This is a genomic window from Pedobacter sp. GW822-FHT03F06, assembly GCF_058801365.1.
On sequence record NZ_JBXANE010000019.1, the window covers coordinates 1 to 21,440 of the forward strand.

Sequence of the window (21,440 nt, forward strand, 5' to 3'; positions counted from 1 at the left end):
ATTTCCGTGCCTTGCGGGACTACAAGTTTATCTCCCTCTTTTGATTATTTTATTATAAAGATAAAGATATGAGCGGGGCTGCAATCACCGAAGAAATACTGGACGCTGGTTTTCTAAATGTTAAGGTATTTTATACTGGTATGCTACAACCCTTACCTATTATTATTTCTCCTTTCAGCTTAAAACCCTATCTTTGCGCATGATAAAATCCATGACAGGATACGGCTTAGCAACAGCCGATTATGCAAATGCGAAGTATAGTGTCGAAATCAAATCGCTCAACAGTAAATTCCTGGAGCTGAATTTAAAATATCCTAAAGCTTTTTCTGATAAAGAGCTGATTCTGCGCAATATCTGCAGTAAAGACATCGAAAGAGGAAAAGTAAGTTTAAGCATCAATGTAGAGCGTAGCAATGGTGAAGTTACGGGTGCTACCATCAATATAGCGTTATTAAGCCACTACTACAAACAGCTTATTGCCGTTAACAACGAATTAGGTGCTGATAGCAGTAATTTATTGCAAACAGCATTAACCTTTCCTGATGTAATTAGTTACAAGGAAGAAAGTGTGAGTGAGGATGAGTGGAACCAATTATTTCAGATTTTCACCTCGGCTCTGGCCAATTTCAATAAATTCAGAGAAGACGAAGGTGCTGTTTTAAAGGCCGATTTAGAGCTGAGAATTAAAAACATCCTTTCTTATTTTAAATCTGTAGAAGAATTGGAGCCTAAAAGGATTACCGCTATCCGCGATAAATTTACCCAGTTTTTGGATGATGCGGTAGGTAAAGTAAATATCGATCAGAACCGTTTCGAACAGGAATTGATCTATTACATCGATAAAATAGACATTACGGAAGAAAAAACACGTTTAAAAAGCCACTGCGATTATTTCTTGCAAACATTAGCAAGCAAAGAAGCAAATGGAAAGAAAATGGGCTTCATTTCTCAGGAAATAGGAAGAGAAATTAATACCATGGGCGCCAAAGCAAATGATGCCCAGATGCAACAATTTGTTGTAGGTATGAAAGAAGAATTAGAAAAGATAAAAGAACAATTATTAAACGTATTATAAGGAGAAAGACTAAAGACTAAAGCATAAATCTTTGGTCTTTTAGCTTTTTGCTTTCAGCTTACAAAATGAAACAAGGCAAATTAATCATATTTTCGGCACCATCAGGAGCAGGTAAAACCACTATAGTACATCATTTATTAACAAAATTTCCTGAGCTGAGCTTTTCTATTTCTGCAACCACACGCGAATTGAGAGGTGCTGAAACACATGAAAACGATTACTATTTTATTAGTAAGGAAGAGTTTTTACACAAAGTTGCCCGCCAGGAGTTTGTGGAATTTGAAGAAGTTTATAACGGAACTTTTTATGGCACCTTACGCTCCGAGATCGAGCGGATCTGGAATGATGGTAAACATGTTATTTTCGATATTGACGTAGAAGGCGGTATCCGTTTGAAAAGAAAATATGAAGAAGATGCTTTGGCCATTTTTGTTCAGCCACCATCATTAGATATTTTAAAAGAACGTTTAAGCGGTCGTGGAACAGATAGTCCGGAAAAATTACAGGAACGTTTTATCAAAGCTGAAAAAGAATTGCTCTATGCAGATAAGTTTGATGTGATTTTAAAAAATTACGATCTGGCTACAGCCTGTGCTGAAGCAGAGCAATTGGTAGGAGATTTTTTAAAAAGTTAGCAGTTTATAGTTTCCAATTCTCAGTTTTGGGTGCTTTAAAATATTGTTTGGTGAAATCTTAAAGTCACATTATGGGCGATTTTTCTGATCTATTAGTTTACAAAAAGTCATTTGAGTTGGCCATGAATATATTCGAACTCAGCAAGTCTTTTCCAAAAGACGAAATGTACTCATTAACAGATCAGATTAGAAGGTCTTCACGGTCTACAAATATTTGTTTAGTTGAAGCTTATAGGAAACGAAGATATAAAGCCCATTTCATCAGTAAGCTTTCGGACAGTGATATGGAGAATAGTGAGACGAAAGGCTGGTTAAAGTTTGCTTTTGAGTGTAAATATATTGATGAAGAACAACACGAAAAATTAACATTACAAAGCGACGAAGTAGGGAAATTGTTAAATCACATGATAAATTTTCCGGAGAAGTATGGTGTTCTTTAAAGAATTGTCAATTAACATGCTCCAACTGAAAACAGTTAACTGAAAACTAAAAAAATGTCAACTGCAAACTGTAAACTGAAAACCGGCCTATTCTTCGGTTCATATAACCCAATCCATACCGGACATTTAATTATTGCCAATTACATGGCTAACCATACCGGGCTTGATGAAGTGTGGTTGGTGGTTTCTCCACATAATCCGCTAAAGGATAAGAGTGGATTAACCAATATGTACGACCGTTTGGAAATGGCCAAACTGGCTACCGAAAATGCAGAACACATCCGTGTGAGCGATATCGAATTTGCATTGCCTCAGCCATCTTACACCATCGATACCTTAGCCTATCTTCATGAGAAATACCCTGAAAAGGAATTTGTGTTGATTATGGGTGCAGATAATCTGGTATCATTTAAAAAATGGAAAAACTACGAGGTGCTTTTAAAAAATTATCAGATTTACGTTTACCCACGCCCTGAGGCGAATGTAAGTGAATGGGAAAATCATCCTTCCATCACCTTTACTAAAACCCCTTTAATGGAAATTTCATCAACATTTATCCGCAAAGCCATTAAAGAGAAAAAGAATGTACAGTTTTTTCTGCCCGATAAAGTGATCGATTTTATTGAAGGTAAGGGCATGTATAAATAGCAGAGATCAATATTTCTCACCTTTACAGCATTAAAAAGCAACAGGCTTACAAAACATTGTATTAAATCGATTAATGGATTGGTTTTTGTTTAATTCGCCTTTTGATTACTAATTTAGCGGCAGCAGATACAACAAAACACGTGAAAAAAAACTTATTTATACTCATTGCGCTTTGTGGCGCTGCATTTTCGGCAAGCGCACAACAGAAAACCTATTTAGAATTACTGGCCAATCAACCTAAATGGGTCGATTCGGTTTTTAACAAACTTAACCGTAGAGAACGTATTGCACAGATGTTCTTTGTTCGGGCACACACCAATTTGGGTAAAAAATATACCGATTCAGTTGGCCAGGTAATTAAAAAAGAACAGTTAGGTGGGGTTATCTTTTTTCAAGGAGGCCCCGGCCGGCAGGTTTTAGCCACCAATGCCTATCAAAAATTAAGCAGGGTACCATTAATTGTGGCCAATGATGGCGAATGGGGCCTGGGCATGCGTTTGGATAGTACCATTTCTTATCCTTATCAAATGACTTTGGGAGCCATCCAAAACAAGGAGCTATTGTATAAAATGGGCCTTGAAGTGGCCAAAGATTATAAACGCATGGGGATGCAGATGAATTTAGCCCCCGATGCCGACATCAACAACAATCCCAAAAACCCGGTAATCAACTACCGCTCTTTCGGCGAAAACAAATACAACGTAACCACTAAGGTTGCCGCTTATATGAAAGGCATGCAGGATGGCGGTTTATTAACTACATTGAAACACTTTCCGGGCCATGGCGATACCGATGTAGATTCACACTACGATCTGCCTCAGCTTACTTTCTCTGCTACACGTTTGGATACCTTGGAGATATATCCTTTTAAAGAGCTGATTAAACAAGGTGCATCTGGTGTGATGATTGCCCACATGAACATCCCATCGTTAGATGCTACACCAAACCTACCTTCTACCCTGTCTAAACCGATTGTTACAGGCATTTTAAAACAGAAACTGGGCTTTAAAGGTTTGATTATCTCTGACGCGATGGATATGAAAGGCGTGGTAAAATATTTCAAAGATGGTGAAGCTGATTTAATGGGTATCATTGCCGGAAACGATATTATTGAGCTATCTGAAAACAGCGACAGGGCCATTAAATTGGTGCGTAAAGCCGTAAGGCAGGATCGTGTAAGCATGGCCGAAATAGACCAGAGTGTGCGTAAAATATTGACCGCAAAATACTGGGCAGGCCTCGCCAAACGCGATACGATTGTAACCCAAGGTGTTGTTGCAGGTGTAAACCGCAAGTCGAGCAATGCTTTGGTACAGGAACTTGCCAATGCATCGGTAACACTGTTAAAAGGTAAAGATTATATCAAGCGCCTCATCCCAATCAGAAGAACCGCTATTATCAGCATCGGTGTACCTTCGGTTACCACTTTCCAAAAAGAGGTTTCGAAAGGTTATTATAACTCTGTTTATTATGTGCTGGATAAAGATGCCAGTGCTACACAGATTTCGAACATTGCCCGCGAAATCGGCGCTTTTGACCAGGTGATTGTGGGTATCCACGATAGTCGTGCAAGGCCAGCCAATAATATCCCGCTAAATGCAGGCGTAAAGAATTTTATTAAAGAATTATCGGCAAAGAATGCTGTTTTTGCGCTCTTTGCAAATCCATATAATCTGGCTGGTTTATCAGGCTTAGAAAACAGTAAAGGTTTAGTTGTTGCCTATCAAAAAGAAGATTATATGCAGATTTCTGCTGCTGCCGTAATTAATAACAGATTGGTACCAACAGGAAAGTTGCCTGTAGGTGTGGCGCCATTCTATAAATTTGGAGATGGCCTTTAACCCTCCCCTAAAGGGATGGCTTTAATTCGAAAAAGAATTGCATGCCGGATGAGTAAATCATCCGGCATTTTTTATTTATATATTTTAGCTCCGGAAATACAGCGTTTACGGATAATCAATCTATTGCTTTGCGCTTTCAGCTTTAGTCTTTTAGCTTTCCCTAAAACAATTTTACTTTCAAAACGATTATCTAATATAAAACCTTAATATTATGATAGATCCGGAAAACGACAATTATTCAAACGATCCAAACGATGCTTTACGCAGAGAGGATGATGTAGAAAATATCAACGAAATTAATGGTGACGATACCAGCATTGAACATGATAAAGATCTGCTGGAGCAAGCCGATGAAGCATCGAGGGCTTCTTATGAGTTAAACCTTGATGATGAAGTGGAAGAAGATGATCTAGATGATTAAAAAAGAAAGCCTTTCTGATGTAAAATCAGAAAGGCTTTTTTATTTTTTAAGTTGTACAGTTTTCTCCCTAACCTTACACCTTTCTACCCTAAACCTCTATTTAGCCTTCGGCTTATAAGTTTCGGGATTAACCGCAGCGGTTGTCCATCCTTTTAAAAAGGAAGTGATTTTCTTTACATCATGCCCAACCTTCTTTTTACCATTAGCGCCAATTTCTTCGGTTTCTAAGTAAGAAGAATTTTCGATGTGAAGTACTTTGCCTTTCCCATCCAGAATTAAAAATACCGGAAAACCAAAACGTTGAGGGTAGCCTAAGCTCGCTAAAACATTTTCGTTTTTATTTTCAGGGCTGTAATTAACCAGAACGGTTTCAAAATTATCGTTAATGTATTTTTTTAGCGTTGCTGTGCTGTCAACCAGATTATGAAAGGCAATACACCAACTGCACCAGTTACCACCAACCTGCAACAAAACATGTTTATTTTCTTTGGCAGCTTTTGCAACCGCTGCAGCAATTTCACCTTTAGCGTCTGCTTGAGGGTTATAGATGTGAACACCTTCTTTTTTCGTCTGACTAAACGCCGCTGTCGAAATTAACACAGCAGTTAATAAAATGATTAATTTTTTCATAATTTTCAATGAATAATAATAGCAAATGTAATAAAGTCTAGGGTTACAATGGATTATTCGCGAATTCTTTACAGAGCAGAAACAGTCCATAGTCCATAGTCCATAGTCCATAGTCCATAGTCCATAGAATGGAACTGCATTGATATGGAAGGTTTAGTTTAATCAATATCTTTACTTTATCCACCTTCCATTTTTATCTATCTTTGTTTTCCAATGGATTTTTTAGACATACATACCCATAAAGTTGCTACCCAACCTGGGGTAATCAGCATTCAAAGTTTGTCGTTAACCAGCGATATCTTTTTAGCGATGCCTAAAACCAAGCCAATCTCTGTTGGACTTCATCCCTGGTTTGCTAAAATTGATCAGCTCGAACTCCAGATGAAATATCTAAGCGTTGTGGCCAATCAAACAAACGTAAAACAGATTGGGGAGTGTGGTTTAGACCGGCTAAGGGGTGAAAACCTGGAAAATCAGACCATAATCCTAGAAAATCAGATCGAATTGGCAGAAAAAATTAACAAGCCATTGATTTTACATTGTGTTAAATGCTTTTCAGAGTTAATTTCAATTAAAGAGCGATTAAAAGTTAAAGTACCGATGATTATCCATGGTTTTAACAAAAATGAACAGCTTGGCCAACAGCTACTGGATAAAGGTTTCCTTCTTTCCTTTGGAATAACTGCTTTAAAAGAAAATTCGGGTGCAGCTAAACTGATTCAAAGTACCGATCAATTTTTCCTGGAAACTGATGATTCGGATATCTCAATTGAAGAAATTTACCAAGCCGCAGCCATTTTAAAAAAATGTAGCATTGATGAGCTTAAAGCTCGTATTTTTGCTGACTGGAACAACTTAAAAAGTTAACCACGGAGACAGAAGCCACGGGAGAAAATATTTCCGTGTTAATCCGTGTCTCCGTGGCAAAAATATAATAAAAAACTGACCACAGATTAGCACAGATACACACAGATAAAAGGCCAAAATCTGTGTTCGTCCTTTTCATCTGTGGTTAAATATAAAAAATTAATATGTCTGATGTTAGCTGGCTTTCGCGCTCTGCCCTCCTTGTTGGAAATGATGGAATAGATAAACTCCAATCGAAACATGTTTTAGTAATCGGTTTGGGCGGAGTAGGTTCTTTTGCTTCCGAATTTATCTGCCGTTCTGGCGTTGGTGAAATGACCATTGTTGATGGTGATGTAGTTGACCCAACCAACCGGAACAGACAGCTGCCTGCTTTGGCAACCAATCATGGTGTGAGCAAAGCCGCAATCATGCAAGAGCGTTTATTAGCCATTAACCCTGAATTAAAACTCCATGTGGTAAACACTTTTCTTACCCCCGAGAAATGCAGGGAAATTTTAGAATCTGGCTTTGATTACATTATGGATTGCATTGATAGTGTAATGCCTAAAATCACTTTGTTGGGAACGGCGTTGGAAAAGAACATCCCAATTGTAAGCTCAATGGGTGCAGGTGGTAAAATGGACCCTACCAGAATAAGGATTACCTTACTTCCAGACACCTATCAATGTGTTTTTGCGAGTTACGTACGCAAGAGGCTGAATAAGCTCGCCAATGCCGCAAAAATAAAAGCAGTTTTTTCAACAGAAGAAATGGATAAAAACTCAATGATCATGACTGATGGAAGTAATTTTAAACGCTCGGCTTACGGCACAGTTTCTTACCTGCCTGCAGCATTTGGTGGTGCCTGCGCCTCGGTTGTAATCCGCGATCTGCTTGGTCTGCCAATCGAAATGGCCGAACGCCCTGCAAGAATCAGCCATAAAACGCTCAATAAAAGGAAAAGTAAAAAAACTTGATCATGATGAATTGTTGATATCATGATTTCGTGAAAATTTTAAATTGTTGTAAGTTAGGGTAAGATTAAACCACCCCGGGAATAACCCAACTTAAAAAATGCAACAGAAAACTAACCCTCATGCCGGTTTAGGCGCCCAGCATTCCCCTCTCGCAGAGGGGTGTCCGAAGGACGGGGTGTTAAAAAACATTTTGCAAAAAGATATCATAATTAACGGAACAACTTTAAAGCTAACACCAATTACAAATTTGCCTTATCAACCCCGGTTAAAAGAAAGGGCAAAAGCACTTCGCCAAGCTGGAAATTTACCAGAAGTATTATTTTGGATGCAAGTAATCAAAAAACGCTTTCATAAAATAGATTTTGATAGGCAGCGCATAATTGGAAATTACATCGTTGATTTCTACGTCAAACAACTTGGCTTAGTAATCGAAATAGATGGCTGTAGTCATGATGATAAGCAGATTTACGATAAACTAAGAGAAGATTATTTAATCTCTTTGGGATTAAAAGTGTATAGGATTACTGTTGATGATGCAATGAAACAAATGGATTTTGTAATCATGGGTTTAGAAGAATATATTATTGCAGAATATGGGATTATTCCTCCTTAATAAACCCTCTAAAAGCGCTGATAAAAACAACTCAATATTATAAATTAAAACCACCCTGCCCTATGGGCACCTCCCGATTTACAATCGGGAGGAATTAAGAAAACAATATGCCCCAGCCCCTCAAAATTCTTCAGGCCTCCGCAGGTTCCGGTAAAACCTTCAGTCTTACGGCACATTATCTTACACTGCTTTTCAGTGGAGATAACAAGTATCGCGAAATTTTAGCGGTAACCTTTACGAATAAGGCGACCGAAGAAATGAAAACGAGAATACTGGAGGTATTGCTTGGGCTGGCAAAAGGTAATCCATCAAAAAAAATTGAAGATTATAGAAAATTGATCTTGTTAGCCTACCCGGCAATAAGCCCGCAGGAATTACAGTTTAGGGCGGACAAGATCTACCGGAAAATTTTGCACGATTACAGCCGTTTTTCAGTAAGTACGATTGATGGCTTTGTGCAAAAAGTAATCCGTGGTTTTGCTTTCGAGTTAGGATTAAATGCCGATTATAATTTAGAAATGAATTATGACAAGGTTAAAGATGACCTTGTAAACAAACTGGACGAGGCTTTAGACCATAATAAACAGCTCTTACAATGGATCATCGATCTGGCTATCGAACGCATTAGCGACAACAAAAGCTGGAATTATAAATTCGAACTTTATAACCTCATTGGAGAAATATTTTCTGAGCGTTTCCAGATCTTTGAAGATGCAGTAAGTACGCTTGGTTTGGAAAACATCGACGAATTATTTAAAAAATATATCAGCGTTACCAAGGCAGAAATCAAAAACTTCGAAGACGAGCTGATTGCATTAGCTGCTGAAGCGAATGAAGCCCTGAACGTAATCGGCGTAGAAACCGAGCACCTCAAAGGAAAATCGAGAAGTCCGCTGGCTAAAATTATTTTGGTAGCCAGGGGCGATTTTTCTAAAATAGAGCCACTTTTCAATTTAATCGACGAACCTGATGAGTGGTTTCAAAAAAATGTAAACTTTCCAGAGGCTTACGATACGGTAAATCCGATCCTCCAGAAATTAAAAACGCATTATTTATCACATTTACCAAATTACAGCCTCGCCATCGCTTTTAATAAAAATCTTTACTATTTGCGGTTGATGCAGGAAATTGCCGTATTATTGAAACAGTACCGGGCAGAAAATGACAACCTGCTCATCAGCGATGCACAAAAACTGATCTCAGGTATTACCGAAGATGCAGGCGATAATCCTTCTTTTATCTGGGAAAAAGTGGGTAACCGCTACCGTAATTTTCTATTCGACGAATTTCAGGATACCTCTACCAGCCAATGGGGAAGTTTTAAATCGCTCTTAACAAATGCGATGGCCACGCCTAGTCAGGATCTGATCGATCACCTGATTGTTGGCGATACCAAACAATCTATTTACCGCTGGCGCAATGGCGACTGGAACATCCTGCATAAGCACGCCAAGTTAGATGTTGGTGCAGAAAATGTATTGGAAGAAAGCTTGGAAGAAAATTATAGAAGTGCCGAGAACATCATCACTTTTAACAATTTCCTTTACAAGGCTATCCCTTTAACGCTGCAGAACGAACTGAACGAAAATCTGGAAAGCAAACCTGAAAGCATTGCTAAATGGTGGCAGGAACAGCATTACCAACAGATTATTACCGATATTTATAGTGGCTCAACCCAAAATTTCGCCACTAATACCTTAAAAGGTGGAACCATTAAAATTAAGAAGTTCGGCAAAGATCATGCGCCTAACGAAGCGCGTTTTACTGAAACCGTTTTCAGGGATATTGCTTTAGATGATATTGTTGAAGAAATAAAGCACCTCAAAAACGAACAACAGTATGCACTAAAAGATATTGCCATTTTGGTTCGTTCGAACAGCGAAGCCTTACTGACGGTTAAAAAATTAATGGGGCATAACTTACCTGTTTTATCTGGTGATGCTTTATTGATTTCGAACAACTCGGCGATACAGCTCATCATCAATACCTTGAAAGTGCTCATCGGTCTAGAATCGCAAACAGCATTATATAAAGCCAATTGTATAGCACTATATCACTCTTTACACGAGAAAGAGATCAATGCTAATTATTATTTAAACCTTAACAATAAGCCTTTAAACACACTCACCGAAATTTTACCTCTAGCTTTGTGCGAGAACTGGCAAAGCTGGTTACAACTTCCCCTACCTGAGCTGGTTGAGATATTAATTGAAAGTTATGGGCTAAAAAACCTGACCGCTAATTTACCCTATCTCTTGGCTTTTAGAGATTTAACCGCTTCTGCCGGCAAGCTTGGCGAAAAAGGTATTATTTCCTTTTTAACCTGGTGGGAAGAAGACGGCATCAAAAAATCACTACCCTCTCCGGAGGGAGCTGATGCCATACAGATTATTACCATACATAAAGCTAAAGGCCTTGCTTTTAGGGCTGTTTTTGTTCCTTTTTGTAATTGGGAAATCAAAGGAAAACCGAATGGTACTTTTTGGGTTTCTTCTGAAGAAACGGTATATAAAGAGTTAAAAGGCATTCCGTTAAAATATAATGAAGCCCTGGCCGATTCGGCAATCGCGAAAGCATATTATGAGGAGTTACTTTATAATAATATGGATGCGTTGAATATGCTTTATGTGGCTACCACACGTTCAAAAGATTATTTGTACATCGCTACGATGGCAAAAAAAGAGCTAAAGTTGTCTAATATCGGCGATGTGATCAATTTTACTTTCGATGAGCAGTTTGATGAAAATGGCGTGTACGAAATTGTTGATTATGTAACCCTTGAAAGTAAATCTGAGGATTCTAATTTTATCAATTTAAAAAGTTACCCTACTACAACCCGCCTATCAGCGCTTTATATCCCATCAGAAGACAAACATTTAAAGCATTTGGTCAATATTGAGAAATCAGGAAGAAAAGGTTCCTTGTTACATGATATCCTGGCCAGTGCCAGTACTTCAAAAGAGGTAAATGATTATACAGGCAATCTGGTTTTGCAGGGCATTATTAAGGAAGAAGAAAGACAGAAATTAATCGATTCAGCACTTGAAGTATTGAACAATCCTGAACTTCAGGCTATTTTAGGTAAAGCCAGTGAAAGTATCGTAGAAAAAAATATTATTGATGCCCACGGTAAGCTTCATCGGCCAGACCGGGTGCTGATCAATGCCGATGAAGTAATTATTCTGGATTATAAATTTACTTTAGAAGAAAGCGACAAACACATCGAACAGGTAAATAGTTACAGAATATTGCTTTCAGAGATGGGCTATCAAAATATCAAAACCTATCTTTTCTACGCAGTTAACGGCAAATTGAAGTTGGTATAATAGGTAATTATAAAATAAAAAGCTTATGGAAAATCATTAAATCATCCATCTTAAAACTAAAAACCCGTTTTAACAAATTAACATCTCATTGAAAACCTTTCTGCTCTCACTCTCATTAATCATACTGGTTTACTGCAAGCCAGTTAGTGCACAAATCAACTGCAACATCAATGGTATTGTTGCCGATTCTGCGAAAAAAACGATCAGCAATATTACCGTCAGGCTCTATTTTGGTAACGATTCATTAAATACCAGCACTAATGATAAGGGGTATTTTTCTTTTTCAAACATAAAGGTTGAAGAATTCACTCTAAAGGTAAGTGGCATAGGGTTTAAAACGTACCTGGCAAATTATAATATTAAGGCCGATATGAAAGAAATAGATTTGGGCACCATTATTTTGAAAGGTGGAGAAATCGCACTGGCCGATGTTATCATTAAAGCGAAGCCCGTTGCTATAAAATACAAGCAAGATACTGTTGAATACGATGCAAATGCTTTTCATGTACAGGAAGATGACCGGGTTACTGATCTTTTAAAACAGCTGCCAGGTGTAGAGGTAGATGAAGACGAGCATGTTACGGCTATGGGAAAAAGCATGACGAAACTCCGGGTTAACGGGCAGGACTTTTTCACCAATGATGTTAAGGACTTTATATCAAAACTACCTGCTGGCATTGTGGCAAAAATACAGGTAATAGATGATTTTGGCGATCAGGCAAACTTTACAGGGATAAAAATTGGAGAATCGCAAAAAATGCTAAACATTGTAACCAAGCCCGGCATGGATAATGGTCAATTTGGAGGCCTATCCATTAATGGGGGTACAAATAAACAAATTGGAAGCCATGGCAACGCTAACTTATGGAATGGCTCGAAACAATCGAGCGCAGGCTTAGGTTATAATATTGGAGACAACGGTGCTGGGCTTTCTCAAAGCAGGAATATCGGAATAAGTCATAGCAACAAAATTGGAACTAATGCCCACTTTGGCCTGAATTATAATTACAATGGAAGCAACAACAATTCTAAAACCTTACAAGCGGTAGAAACCGTTAATACTTTAGGGCAATTAAATAGCCAGATAGAAAACACCAATTACGCGGCAAACAATGGACAGGCTTTGGGTTTAAATTTTAATCAAAGAACAAAAAAGATCTATTTATCAAGTTCGGTTAACTTCAGTTATAACAACAATGATTCGCGTACAGGTTCACTAAATTATCAAACGGGTTTTAGCAGGCAGGACTTTAAAAACAATGCCAATAACAATAATAATTCTCCATCATTGCGTGCCGGTGTAAATTTTTCAAGGAAGCTCAAGAAAAATACTTTATCAGGAAATTTTTCCGTATCAACATCATCAAACCGGTCTGATCAAAATATCATAACCAATACTTCATATTATGATGCAAATGGCACTTTAGAAAAAGACTCTTTACTTAACCGAAGTGTGTACAATAGCAACAACAGTAAACAATTTGGCTTTGGGTTAAGTTATGGCCTCATGCTTAAACAAGATTCGTTAGCAACAAAAAGTATTTCTTTCGATTATAATGGTAGCGTGAATATCATACAGAGCGATCTTCAAACTTATGTGCTCAATCCATTATCAATGGCCTCAGTTAAAGTAGACTCCTTAAGTGTATTTACCAATAATTCAACCATCAATCAGTCGCTTAATCTTTCGTACTATCAATCAGGGAAGAAAAACAGGATAACAGGTGGATTAAATATCAGGCCAAATCTGGTCCGGAATAATTACCCGGAGCTTAATAGCAATTTTAGCAACACCTATATCAACTTTTCTCCAATATTTCACTATTCCAGAAGTATAACCCAATCAAAATCAATATCTGTTAATTATAACGGACAAAACAGTAACCCATCCATTTCACAAATGCAACCGGTTAGGAATACTCAAAACTTACAGAACATTGTGATTGGAAATCCTAATCTGAAATCATCTTTTAGCCATTCTATTTCTTCTAATTTTAATTACTTCGGCAAAAAATCGAATTTTTCTTTTCAAAGCGGACTAGGTTTCAGCACAACCAGTAACGAAGTTGTTAACAATATCATCATCATCCCTGATACTTTGGGTGCATTTAAACAAGAAACCCGTTTTGAAAATGTAAATGGGAACTATAACGCAAACCTTAACTATAACTTAAATATTCCTTTTAAATCACGTAAATATGTAATCAGTTTCAATGGAACTGCAGGCAATTCAAAAAAAACGGCCATAATCAATAATAATAGAACCTTTAATAAAGGCTTTAATTTTTCGCAGAATATCTCAGGCTCGTTTACCGTTAAGAAGTTCAACGCAAATATGGGCATGGGCTATTCGACGAGCACGAACAATGATAATAGTTTAGGAGAATTTTCCACTAATGGCCAAACCCCTTATAACTTACTGCTCAACACAGGTCAGTCTTTTTTTAAGACCAAAAATTTTAACAGTCGCTTTTCGACTTCCTTAAGGCTAAAAAACTTAAACCTGAACTTTAACGCCAGCTATAATAATAGTAAGAACGATAACAACAACAATACAGCGCTCAATGTAAATACCAGAATACAATCGTTTAACTTTGGAGCATCAGGTAATGCAACAATATTTAAATCATACCATTTTAATATCAATGCAAATAAGAGAATTACAAAAGGGTATAGCCTAACCAACATTAACCCGCTCATGATCAATATTGGAGCCGAAAAATCTTTCTTAAAGAGCAGAGCGTTAAATTGCAACATTAGCGTTAGCGATCTACTTAACCAAGGGAACAACATTTCCCAGCGGGTACTAGGGAATTCCATAATAGAGAGTAGAACCAATCAGGTTATGCGCGTTGTGACTTTTGGATTGAATTATAATTTATCGACTTTTGGAGGTAAATCGTTCAGATTAAGAAAAGAATAAGTAACTAGCAAAATATTTAGAAGGATGATCGCATTTTTACAGGAAGTTGCCGAAGATTTAGTTACCAGGCTTGGGAATCAGCTGGAAAACTGTGCCATCGTTTTTAACAATAAACGACCATCGGCCTATTTGCAGAAACACTTCGCCGATATCATTGGCAAGCCTTTTTTCAGTCCTTCTTTTTTTACCATACAAGAATTTTTCGCCAGCTCTACCAGTTATAAAATAGCCGATTTTTATCTCCAGTTTTTTACTTTACACCGTATTTATAACCAGCTGCTTGCCGAAGAGCAATTAGAAAGCATTTCGAGCCATAAATTTTTTCCATTGGCCAAGATCATCTTAAGCGATTTTAACCAGATTGATGCCGACCTGGTTGATGCAGAGAAACTATACCGCGATCTGGAAGATATTTCGGTCATCAATAAAGATTTCGATTATTTAAGCTCTGAGCAATATGAGTTCCTAGCCCAGTTCTGGACATCCTATTCTGAAGGAAAACACAAAAAACAACAGGAACTGTTCATCAAGATGTGGCGCAGGATGCCCAAGCTTTACCATAAATTTCATGCAACGCTTAAAGAACAGGGATATTTAACCAATGGCTCTGTTTATCGCCACCTGGCCGATGACATTACCAATCACCAGCAGTTTATCTCGAATTTTGATAAGGGTAAGATCATTTTTGTAGGTTTTAACGCTTTGAGCAGCGCCGAAGCTAAAATATTTACCCAGCTACAAGAAGCCGACAAAGCATTGTTTTATTTTGATGCTGATACTTATTATTTGGATGATATATCGCAGGAAGCAGGTTTGTTCTTACGCAAAAACATTAACCAGCTGGGTTTAAAAAATGTATTTGCCAACCATGAAAGTTTAATGAAAACTGCAGAACATCATGTGAAGGTTTTCAAGGTTCAGGGGCAATCGGCACAGGCCAAAATCCTGAATAATATTTTAGAGGAAGATTATACAGATAATGAGACTGTTGGTAAAACAGTGGTGGTTTTGGCAGATGAAAGCCTGTTGATTCCTACTTTACAGACTATTCCAACCACCTATAACGGAAAAGAAATCGACCTCAACGTAACTATGGGTTTTGCGCTGTCAACCTCAAGTATTTTTGGTTTGGTAGATTTATGGTTGGGCAGTCAGCTAGAGATTTTACAGCGGGATAAAGTAACCTATAAAAATGTAGAAGCATTTTTAACCCATCCCTTAACAGGACTTACCCAAAAAATGCGGGATAAAATTTTAACCGCATTATTGGAAGAAAACCAGGTGGAGATCGACCATAAACGCCTATTACGCCAAAGCGGACTATTTGAAACTTTTTATAAAAAAATCGATGATCCGCAGCATGTTGTAACTAATTTATTGGATGTATTGGATTATGTGTTAACAAGATTATCGAATGCGAAAACATTAAAAAAAATCGACGCCGAACTATTCGTAAAAACCATACAGGAATTAAACAGGCTACACGATACTTTTAGCAACCACATCGGTAAAGAGGAGATCCCCTTTGTAATTTATCTTGTTCAAAAATCACTGCAGGCCATTGCGGTACCGCTTTCTGGCGATCCGCTAAATGGGATACAGGTAATGGGATTACTCGAAACCCGGAACTTAAATTTCGACAAAGTGGTGATTTTAGGCTTCAACGAAGGTATCATTCCAAAATCATCCATCGGTAATAGTTTTATTCCCGATTCTATACGCCGCGTTTACGGCCTTCCGGTTCTTGAAAATCTTGATGCCATTTCCTCCTATATGGTGTACCGTCTATTACAGAGAGCAAAGAATATCAATTTTGTCTATAACAGTTTAACAGACGAGTCTACTTCAGGTGAAGCCAGCAGAATCTTAAAGCAGCTCGAGTACGAAAGCGGTTTTGATTTCACCTATAATGAGCTTAATCTGGAGGTCAAAACCGAGCCTTTTAAAGAAGTAAAGATCGAGAAAACCAATAATGCCTTTATTCAGGAAACACTTCAGAAATACCTCGATAAAAAGAAAGTGCTTTCCCCATCAGCACTTACGCAGTATATCTCCAACCCAATAGATTTCTTTTTCAATTACATTGCTGGTATTAAAGAACCTAAGGAAGTAAGTGCTGTGGTTGAAGCCAATGAAATCGGGTCAATTTTACACAAAGTGATGGAGTATTTTTATGAGGATTTAAGATCGGCCGAAATTACTGCAGAGCGGATTAAAGAAAAGCGGAAACAGATTCCTACTTTGATACAAAAAGGGTTTAATGCCGTGATGTTTAAAAATCCCGATACGGTGATGGAATATAAGGGCATGCAAAAGGTAATTTTATCAATTGTTGATGCCTATGTAAACATCATTTTAAATCAGGATGAAGCACAAACGCCATTTACGATCATTAGCCTGGAGCAAAAAGTAGAAGCCGAAATCAGTTTCCCGCTTAAAGGAAAAGAAGCCAGCGTTAAAATATTTGGTTTTATAGACCGTGTTGATGTAAAAGATGGGGTAACTAAAATTATTGATTACAAAACCGGAAATGATAAGTTAACCTTTAAAGACGTTCCTGAATTGTTCAATTCTGATGGTAAACATATCAATAAAGCTTTAATCCAAACTTTATTGTACACCTTTGCTTACGAACAATTCTCGGGCAGAACTTTTGTAGAGCCCAACCTATATGTAGTAAAAACCATGAGCGTAGATGGCGTTTGGTTTAAATCAGGCAGGCAAAATCTATCGGGAGCTTATTTAGAAGAAATTAAGCCTGAATTTCTTGCTGAGTTAAGAAAAAAGCTAACCGAACTTTTTGAAGCACCTTATTTCGTTGCCAGCACTGTTGAGGATAATTACAAATATTCTATTTATAAAACCTTGTTTGGGAAATAGTTTCAACCGCAAAGAAATAAAGTAAATCGCAAAGCGCGCCAAGTGCTTCGTAAAATAACCATAGCGCACACAAAGTAAGCCGCAGCGTACTCGGAGCTGGATTGAAAAACATCAACTTCGTGCCCTCCGTGAAAATCTCCTTGTGCGTTGTGGTAAAACAAAACTTCGTGTTCTTTGCGAAAACTTTGCGCGCTTTGCGGTTAATCTCTTAAATTTAAAAATGCTAACCTTAAATTTCACAAAATTCCCCGTTCTTGAAACCGAGCGTTTAATTCTTCGAGAACATGATCTTGCCGATGCCGAAACCCTTTTTGCCATGCGTACCAATGAAACGGTAATGAAATACATTGATAGGGAAAGGCCCAAAGATATTTTTGAGATCAAAGATTTTATCTCACGTTTTAGAAATGGTTACGAAAACGGCGATAACCTGGCTTGGGTAATCGCCTTAAAAGAAAACCCTAAACAAATGATCGGATCCATAGGTTATTGGCGCACTGATTTTGCTAACCACAGGGCTGAAATTGGTTACATGCTCCATCCGGATTATTGGAGAAAAGGAATTATTTCCGAAGCACTGAAAAAATCAATCGCTTTTGGTTTCGAAGAAGTCAATTTGCATACCATCAGTGCCAATATTAACGTAGAAAATGATGCTTCAAGACAGATGCTGATCAAACATGGCTTTGTAAAAGAAGCGCATTTTAAACAAGATTATTATTTCAAAGGTCAGTTTCTTGATAGTGAGATTTATGGTTTATTAAATCCAAATCATTAAGCCTTAAATATTATCCAGTAAAGATGAACCCACCTTATTTTTTAAGTATGAAGATGGATATTATTCATTTTGAAGAAGATATTTCGGAAAAAGCATAAGCTTTGATACATTAAGCTAATCAAAAACACAATTGCCCAATATTATTTCTTCTTTTAACAAATAAACAAAAAATACAGCCTCAAAAAGCCTGAATAATTAGGCATATTACCTATAATTATTACAAAACATAGGCATTTTAGCCTTTGGTTTCAAAGCGATTAATAATTATATTTGCCACCGTTATTAAAATTTACAATGAGAGAAATCCAATTTAGAGAAGCACTACGCGAAGCCATGAGCGAAGAAATGCGTAAAGATGACCGCGTTTTTTTATTAGGTGAAGAAGTAGCAGAATATAACGGTGCGTACAAAGTAAGTCAGGGTATGCTTGATGAGTTTGGTGCGAAACGCATTATCGATACCCCGATTGCCGAACTAGGTTTCGCAGGTATTGCAACTGGTGCAGCAACAGCAGGCCTTATTCCAATTGTGGAATTTATGACCTTTAACTTCTCATTAGTAGCTATCGATCAGATTATCAACGGTGCTGCTAAAATTTTATCAATGAGCGGTGGCCAGTTCTCATGCCCTATGGTTTTTCGTGGCCCAACAGGTAACGCAGGTCAATTAGGTGCGCAACACTCTCAAAACTTCGAAAACTGGTTTGCAAACACACCAGGATTAAAAGTGGTAGTTCCGGCTACTCCTTACGATGCAAAAGGATTATTAAAGCAATCAATCATAGATCAGGATCCGGTTATTTTCATGGAATCTGAAGTAATGTACGGCGATAAAGGCGATGTTCCTGCAGAAGAATACTATATCGAATTAGGAAAAGCAAATGTAACCAAACAAGGTACGGATGTAACCATCGTAACTTTTGGTAAAATGTTAACCCGCGTTGTAAACCCAGCTGTAGAAGAATTAACTAAAGAAGGCATCAATGTTGAAGTGATCGATTTACGTACTGTACGTCCTATCGATTATGATACCATTATCGCTTCTGTTAAGAAAACAAACCGTTTGGTTGTTGTAGAAGAGGCATGGCCTTTGGCATCTCTTTCTGGAGAGATTGCTTTCATGGTACAAAAACATGCATTCGATTATTTAGATGCACCGGTTTTACGTATCACCTGTGCCGACGTTCCGCTTCCATATTCACCAACTTTAATCGCAGCAAGCTTACCAAACGCTGAGCGTGTTGTTAAAGCGGTAAAAGAAGTAATGTACGTTAAAAAGTAATTACAAATTATAGTCTGAGTTAGGCGACGACCAAAACATATAAATCCTCCAAAGCAATTTGGGGGATTTTTTTATTCCCTCTTTCAGGGCAGCGTCCAAATGTGCTTTACATTGTCAACTATTATACAAACACGATATCCAGGTCAGCGAATAGGTTTTTAAGAAATTTTGTAAATTCAGCTTACAAAACCATCGACTATGGAACAGCCAAAACCAGAAAACATTGACCAATACATTGCTAATTTTCCGGCAGCAACACAAAAGTTGCTACAGCAAATCCGCGAAACTATCCACCAGGCCGTACCAGAAGCCAAAGAAGTAATCAGTTATGGGATGCCCGCCTTCAAACGGAACACCGTATTGGTTTATTTTGCCGGTTATGCTAAACACATTGGCTTTTATCCAACTGGCTCAGGAATCGAGGCATTTAAAGAAGAGTTTGCCCAGTACAAATGGAGTAAGGGAGCTGTACAGTTTGCTTTAGATAAACCTTTGCCGCTAGATCTGATTACCAGAATAACCAGGTTTAAAGCAGAAAAAGATTTAGGGAAAGTTAAAAAGAAGAAATCATAGCGCTTCTGGTATTTTCATCCGGGTAGATGAAGTGTGGATTATGGAAAGCAGCTCAAAAAAGCATCAGTCTAGTAAACCATTCTAAAAAAACGTTAGCCTGATGAAAAAAATACTTTTACTCCTACTTCTCTTTATCTCTATCAAATCATTTTGCCAGAAAGCAACAGTTGTAAAAATTGAAACACTTTCGAAACCAGCAAAACTTATTCCTGTTGTTCCTACTTCGGAAATACTCAAAGTGTTGAAAGCAGATGTAGAAAGAAATATTGAAAATCTACCCGACAGTTTGGTTTATTATGGTGAGCATCCTTTCCTAACGGGCATTTTAAATTCATATATAGATCACAGGCCGTTTGTGATCTCTCCCGATATTTTCTGGTTATTGATCAGCCAGGGTTTTGCCCGGCATATCACTCAAAATGCAGAAGAACTTAGCTCGCAGATGGTAAACTTTGAGGGAAGGAAGACTTTAACCGTTGTTTCAGATAAAATCTGGCTTGGTAACCCCAAATCAGATTGGGCTTCAATTTTTCAGCAATTTAACGCGCAGATTAACGATTATACAGGCAAAAAACTGGTGGGTGTTTTGACCTCCGATTTTAGCACTACCACCCCCACCTCGAAAATTGTAAGTCAGGTTACGATTATGGAAACCGTAAAATCTTATTTCGAATTTAAGGTGATTATTATTGGCTGCGGCATCCCAAAAATTACCATCGAAGGCACCACGCAAGACTGGAAAAAATTACTGGAGAAAACAAAATATCTCTCGCAGTATAAATTAGAGTGGTGGACAAATGAACTCATCCCTATTATCGAAGAAATAATAGCTGCGAAAAAAGGAAAAGTGAATAAAGATTTCTGGATGAATATGGTAAAATACCATACCGAAAAGAAATATGGAACGGTAAATACAATCGACGGCTGGATTGTAAAGTTCTTTCCTTATACCAAAGAAGGAAACAAAACAGGTTTAAAACCAATTACCAGCGTAAACAATCTGGCTTCGGAAATTGTAAAAGTTCCTTTTATTCTGGAAGATGCAGCACACCACACGAAGCACAATATGGAAATTTGGGCAGGGTTTATCGGTTTATCCCAAAATAACAAAGATTTCACTATGAAACCGGAAATGAGCTGGGCTATTGTAAATAAAGACCATGCACCATCCGAAACTTCCGTTTTTGGCAATAAAACCAGCGCTGATGATCTTTCAATGAGTAACATTAGCGAAATTCCAAAAGAGCTGTATACTTTAAAAAGCATAGGCACATTGCGGATCAAATTCTTAAAAAACATTGCTATTCCTGACGAACTGGGTAAAATTCAAATCGGAAGATTAGAACTTACCGGGCAGGTTACCGAGGCTGAAAAGCAAAGACTTGTAAAATTGTTTCCCAACAACTGGCTGATTATAAATGGAAAAATGATCGAACGCCGGTGAATATAACCCTGGCATTTTCCAAAAACTTACTCACAAATTTCGGTGGAAAACTTCATTCTAAAAATCATTAAATCCCGCAAATCCTGATTAGCTTTGCTTCCTTTAA

17 protein-coding genes are annotated in these 21,440 nt (G+C 37.7%); 16 read left to right on the top strand and 1 reads right to left on the bottom strand.

Annotated features, from left to right (window positions below; genetic code table 11):
- Positions 1-211 precede the first annotated feature (211 nt).
- The 6 genes from AC1RJ8_RS24035 (at position 212) to AC1RJ8_RS24060 (ending at position 5,060) form a co-directional block, all read left to right on the top strand.
- Positions 212-1,075, top strand: coding sequence for a YicC/YloC family endoribonuclease (locus AC1RJ8_RS24035; protein WP_492956016.1), 864 nt, complete (start codon positions 212-214; stop codon positions 1,073-1,075).
- Between the two features lie 65 nt (positions 1,076-1,140).
- A complete protein-coding gene (gene gmk / locus AC1RJ8_RS24040) occupies positions 1,141-1,710 on the top strand; it encodes a guanylate kinase (RefSeq protein ID WP_492956015.1) in 570 nt (189 codons plus the stop codon).
- A gap of 71 nt (positions 1,711-1,781) precedes the next feature.
- A complete protein-coding gene (locus tag AC1RJ8_RS24045) occupies positions 1,782-2,150 on the top strand; it encodes a four helix bundle protein (RefSeq protein WP_492956014.1) in 369 nt (122 codons plus the stop codon).
- Between the two features lie 54 nt (positions 2,151-2,204).
- Positions 2,205-2,798: a nicotinate (nicotinamide) nucleotide adenylyltransferase gene (gene nadD, locus AC1RJ8_RS24050; RefSeq protein WP_492956013.1), complete on the top strand. Its 594-nt coding sequence runs from the start codon at positions 2,205-2,207 to the stop codon at positions 2,796-2,798.
- A 140-nt stretch (positions 2,799-2,938) separates the two neighbouring features.
- Positions 2,939-4,639 carry a glycoside hydrolase family 3 protein gene (locus AC1RJ8_RS24055; RefSeq protein WP_492956012.1) on the top strand — a complete coding sequence of 567 codons (1,701 nt, stop codon included), beginning with the start codon at positions 2,939-2,941 and terminating at the stop codon, positions 4,637-4,639.
- Between the two features lie 211 nt (positions 4,640-4,850).
- Positions 4,851-5,060: a hypothetical protein gene (locus tag AC1RJ8_RS24060; protein ID WP_492956011.1), complete on the top strand. Its 210-nt coding sequence runs from the start codon at positions 4,851-4,853 to the stop codon at positions 5,058-5,060.
- A 96-nt stretch (positions 5,061-5,156) separates the two neighbouring features.
- Here AC1RJ8_RS24060 and AC1RJ8_RS24065 read toward each other — a convergent pair whose 3' ends face one another.
- Positions 5,157-5,690 carry a thioredoxin family protein gene (locus AC1RJ8_RS24065; RefSeq protein WP_492956010.1) on the bottom strand — a complete coding sequence of 178 codons (534 nt, stop codon included), beginning with the start codon at positions 5,688-5,690 and terminating at the stop codon, positions 5,157-5,159.
- 213 nt (positions 5,691-5,903) lie between these two features.
- Between AC1RJ8_RS24065 and AC1RJ8_RS24070 the strand changes: the two genes are divergently transcribed.
- The 10 genes from AC1RJ8_RS24070 to AC1RJ8_RS24115 all read left to right on the top strand — a co-directional run bounded on the left by AC1RJ8_RS24070 (position 5,904) and on the right by AC1RJ8_RS24115 (position 21,334).
- A complete protein-coding gene (locus AC1RJ8_RS24070) occupies positions 5,904-6,557 on the top strand; it encodes a TatD family hydrolase (RefSeq protein ID WP_492956009.1) in 654 nt (217 codons plus the stop codon).
- Between the two features lie 164 nt (positions 6,558-6,721).
- Positions 6,722-7,516 (top strand): tRNA threonylcarbamoyladenosine dehydratase, encoded by a 795-nt coding sequence (locus AC1RJ8_RS24075; RefSeq protein ID WP_492956008.1) that lies wholly within the window; start codon positions 6,722-6,724, stop codon positions 7,514-7,516.
- Between the two features lie 97 nt (positions 7,517-7,613).
- The gene (locus AC1RJ8_RS24080; RefSeq protein WP_492956007.1) at positions 7,614-8,129 is read left to right on the top strand and encodes an endonuclease domain-containing protein; all 516 of its coding nucleotides are present in this window, start codon (positions 7,614-7,616) and stop codon (positions 8,127-8,129) included.
- 107 nt (positions 8,130-8,236) lie between these two features.
- Complete coding sequence (locus tag AC1RJ8_RS24085; protein WP_492956006.1) at positions 8,237-11,455, top strand: UvrD-helicase domain-containing protein; 3,219 nt, start codon at positions 8,237-8,239, stop codon at positions 11,453-11,455.
- An 88-nt stretch (positions 11,456-11,543) separates the two neighbouring features.
- On the top strand, positions 11,544-14,378 hold the full coding sequence (locus AC1RJ8_RS24090; protein ID WP_492956005.1) for a TonB-dependent receptor: 2,835 nt from the start codon (positions 11,544-11,546) through the stop codon (positions 14,376-14,378).
- A 24-nt stretch (positions 14,379-14,402) separates the two neighbouring features.
- Positions 14,403-17,258 carry a PD-(D/E)XK nuclease family protein gene (locus AC1RJ8_RS24095; RefSeq protein ID WP_492956004.1) on the top strand — a complete coding sequence of 952 codons (2,856 nt, stop codon included), beginning with the start codon at positions 14,403-14,405 and terminating at the stop codon, positions 17,256-17,258.
- Positions 17,259-17,478: 220 nt separating this feature from the next.
- Positions 17,479-18,036: a GNAT family N-acetyltransferase gene (locus AC1RJ8_RS24100; protein WP_492956003.1), complete on the top strand. Its 558-nt coding sequence runs from the start codon at positions 17,479-17,481 to the stop codon at positions 18,034-18,036.
- Between the two features lie 294 nt (positions 18,037-18,330).
- A complete protein-coding gene (locus AC1RJ8_RS24105) occupies positions 18,331-19,317 on the top strand; it encodes a pyruvate dehydrogenase complex E1 component subunit beta (RefSeq protein ID WP_029275017.1) in 987 nt (328 codons plus the stop codon).
- 198 nt (positions 19,318-19,515) lie between these two features.
- Entirely contained in the window at positions 19,516-19,890 is a 375-nt protein-coding gene (locus tag AC1RJ8_RS24110) for an iron chaperone (protein ID WP_492956002.1), read from the top strand.
- Between the two features lie 100 nt (positions 19,891-19,990).
- Positions 19,991-21,334, top strand: a complete 1,344-nt coding sequence (locus AC1RJ8_RS24115; RefSeq protein ID WP_492956001.1) for a DUF4419 domain-containing protein — start codon at positions 19,991-19,993, stop codon at positions 21,332-21,334.
- Positions 21,335-21,440 lie beyond the last annotated feature (106 nt).

Bases quoted from the DNA above. Each gene is read 5' to 3' on its own strand.
- AC1RJ8_RS24105 (WP_029275017.1), top strand. From the start codon at position 18,331: ATGAGAGAAATCCAATTTAGAGAAGCACTACGCGAAGCCATGAGCGAA.
- AC1RJ8_RS24065 (WP_492956010.1), bottom strand. From the start codon at position 5,690: ATGAAAAAATTAATCATTTTATTAACTGCTGTGTTAATTTCGACAGCG.
- AC1RJ8_RS24085 (WP_492956006.1), top strand. From the start codon at position 8,237: ATGCCCCAGCCCCTCAAAATTCTTCAGGCCTCCGCAGGTTCCGGTAAA.
- gmk (WP_492956015.1), top strand. From the start codon at position 1,141: ATGAAACAAGGCAAATTAATCATATTTTCGGCACCATCAGGAGCAGGT.
- AC1RJ8_RS24060 (WP_492956011.1), top strand. From the start codon at position 4,851: ATGATAGATCCGGAAAACGACAATTATTCAAACGATCCAAACGATGCT.
- AC1RJ8_RS24115 (WP_492956001.1), top strand. From the start codon at position 19,991: ATGAAAAAAATACTTTTACTCCTACTTCTCTTTATCTCTATCAAATCA.
- AC1RJ8_RS24035 (WP_492956016.1), top strand. From the start codon at position 212: ATGACAGGATACGGCTTAGCAACAGCCGATTATGCAAATGCGAAGTAT.
- AC1RJ8_RS24100 (WP_492956003.1), top strand. From the start codon at position 17,479: ATGCTAACCTTAAATTTCACAAAATTCCCCGTTCTTGAAACCGAGCGT.
- AC1RJ8_RS24045 (WP_492956014.1), top strand. From the start codon at position 1,782: ATGGGCGATTTTTCTGATCTATTAGTTTACAAAAAGTCATTTGAGTTG.
- AC1RJ8_RS24080 (WP_492956007.1), top strand. From the start codon at position 7,614: ATGCAACAGAAAACTAACCCTCATGCCGGTTTAGGCGCCCAGCATTCC.
- AC1RJ8_RS24095 (WP_492956004.1), top strand. From the start codon at position 14,403: ATGATCGCATTTTTACAGGAAGTTGCCGAAGATTTAGTTACCAGGCTT.
- AC1RJ8_RS24110 (WP_492956002.1), top strand. From the start codon at position 19,516: ATGGAACAGCCAAAACCAGAAAACATTGACCAATACATTGCTAATTTT.
- AC1RJ8_RS24075 (WP_492956008.1), top strand. From the start codon at position 6,722: ATGTCTGATGTTAGCTGGCTTTCGCGCTCTGCCCTCCTTGTTGGAAAT.
- AC1RJ8_RS24070 (WP_492956009.1), top strand. From the start codon at position 5,904: ATGGATTTTTTAGACATACATACCCATAAAGTTGCTACCCAACCTGGG.
- nadD (WP_492956013.1), top strand. From the start codon at position 2,205: ATGTCAACTGCAAACTGTAAACTGAAAACCGGCCTATTCTTCGGTTCA.